This is a genomic window from Streptoalloteichus tenebrarius (genome assembly GCF_024171885.1).
In the GTDB taxonomy this organism is placed as follows: domain Bacteria; phylum Actinomycetota; class Actinomycetes; order Mycobacteriales; family Pseudonocardiaceae; genus Streptoalloteichus; species Streptoalloteichus tenebrarius.
On record NZ_JAMTCP010000095.1, the window covers coordinates 1 to 1,543 of the forward strand.

Below are 1,543 nucleotides of genomic sequence, written 5' to 3' on the forward strand. Positions count from 1 at the left end.
CGGGACGGGGACATCGTCGTCGTCGCGAGCAAAGCCGTGTCCGTCGTGGAGAAGCGGTACGTCCACCTGGCCACCGTGACCCCCAGCCCCGAGGCCGTGGAAGCCCGCGGTCTGGCGTAAGAGCAGTCGCAGCCAGAATGGGTCGGCGAACTGCGTAGAGGTCGCAAACTTGTCCGGCGTGACAGGGGTTCGGGACTCGAAGAACCCCAGCGGTCCGGCGCTCGTCTTCTTCTCGCCGGCCGCGATCCAACCAGCCTCGAACGCGTCGTTCATTGTCTCTACCTCCCGAAACGCTCGTTTCGTGAGGCCATGGGAGCGCGATGCGCTCGGGTGCGTACAGTGACAACCTGTCAACACTGCGTTGGTTCTTGTGGTGTCCCCTGCTGCTACGTAGCAGCGAGGACACCGTGCGCGCTTTCGGAGGTCAACGCCGATGAGCCAGTTCCTCTACCCCGTCTCGATCAAGGGTGTGGTGGTGCGCGGCGACCGGGTGCTGCTGCTCAAGAACGAGCGCGAGGAGTGGGAGCTGCCCGGCGGCCGGATCGAGCCCGGCGAGACGCCCGAGGAGTGCGTGGCGCGGGAGATCACCGAGGAAACGCAGTGGAAGGTGACCACCGGGCCGATCCTGGACACGTGGATGTACTACATCGACGTGGTGGAGAAGACCGTGTTCATCGTGACCTACGGCTGCTACCCCGACGGTGACGCCGAGCCCGTGCTGTCCCATGAGCACAAAGAGATCGGCTTGTTCACCGAGTCCGAGGTGCGCGACCTCACCATGCCGGAGGGTTACAAGCGTTCGATCACGAGTTGGTTCGCGCGTCTGCGCGAGACCGACCGGGAACTGATGCGGTAGTCGACCATGACCGGCGGGGCTCCAACGCCCTGGCGAGGTGAAGTCAAGGTGCAGTTTGCCGCCCCAGGAGTAGGCGAATGAACAACGTCGAGGTGTGGTGGCGGGACCGAAGCTGGCGGGAGCACAGTCGCCCCCTCATCGGGAGCACCGCGGTATCCGAGCTTGTGGAGTTGCTGGAGCGGGAGGCTCCGGACGGCGTGGTCCTCCGCTCCTCGGCGGACGACGCCCCGTTCGTGATCGCCGGCATGCGAGCTGGCCGGGGCGCCATGTACTTCGCGGACAAGGACGGCCATGAGTGGTATACGTGCGCCGATGTTCGTGGGGAACCTGAAGGCGAGCCTCCGGTGTACGTCTCGGTGGACTTCCCTCCGGGTTCGGAGATCCCGCGCGCTGATCTGGAGAAGGCGCTGGCCGAGTACCTGAGTCGGGGGGAGCGCCCCTCCTGCGTCAAGTGGCAGATCGAGGAGGCCTGATTCCTCTGTCGGTCGCGGTGTTCACCGCGTTCGTCAACACCGTGAAGCAGGGCCGGCTCGACCTGAGCTAACCGACGGCGCGACGGCGGGGCCAGACCAGTTGGCCCCCGCCGTCGCGCCGGTGGAACGAGCAGGCGGCGATGCCCACCGATCAGTTCGCCCGCTCCTACGGTCTGCGCCTGACGGTGTTGGCCACCACGCACCTTCAAGGCCC

The 1,543-nt window shown here is 66.1% G+C and carries 3 protein-coding genes and 1 pseudogene; all 4 read left to right on the plus strand.

Annotated elements, in window-relative coordinates; all coding sequences use genetic code 11:
• Positions 1 to 45: 45 nt before the first annotated feature.
• The 4 genes and pseudogenes from LX15_RS33815 to LX15_RS32065 all read left to right on the plus strand — a co-directional run bounded on the left by LX15_RS33815 (position 46) and on the right by LX15_RS32065 (position 1,329).
• Complete coding sequence (locus LX15_RS33815) at positions 46 to 120, plus strand: hypothetical protein (RefSeq protein WP_372502840.1); 75 nt, start codon at positions 46 to 48, stop codon at positions 118 to 120.
• 46 nt (positions 121 to 166) lie between these two features.
• Positions 167 to 343, plus strand: a pseudogene (locus tag LX15_RS32055) (DUF397 domain-containing protein); the annotation flags it as partial.
• Between the two features lie 90 nt (positions 344 to 433).
• Positions 434 to 856 carry an NUDIX hydrolase gene (locus LX15_RS32060; protein WP_253674909.1) on the plus strand — a complete coding sequence of 141 codons (423 nt, stop codon included), beginning with the start codon at positions 434 to 436 and terminating at the stop codon, positions 854 to 856.
• A 77-nt stretch (positions 857 to 933) separates the two neighbouring features.
• Positions 934 to 1,329 (plus strand): Imm1 family immunity protein, encoded by a 396-nt coding sequence (locus LX15_RS32065; protein ID WP_253674910.1) that lies wholly within the window; start codon positions 934 to 936, stop codon positions 1,327 to 1,329.
• Positions 1,330 to 1,543: the final 214 nt, after the last annotated feature.

Coding starts and splice junctions, on each gene's coding strand:
- LX15_RS32060 (WP_253674909.1), top strand. CDS start 434: ATGAGCCAGTTCCTCTACCCCGTCTCGATCAAGGGTGTGGTGGTGCGC.
- LX15_RS32065 (WP_253674910.1), top strand. CDS start 934: ATGAACAACGTCGAGGTGTGGTGGCGGGACCGAAGCTGGCGGGAGCAC.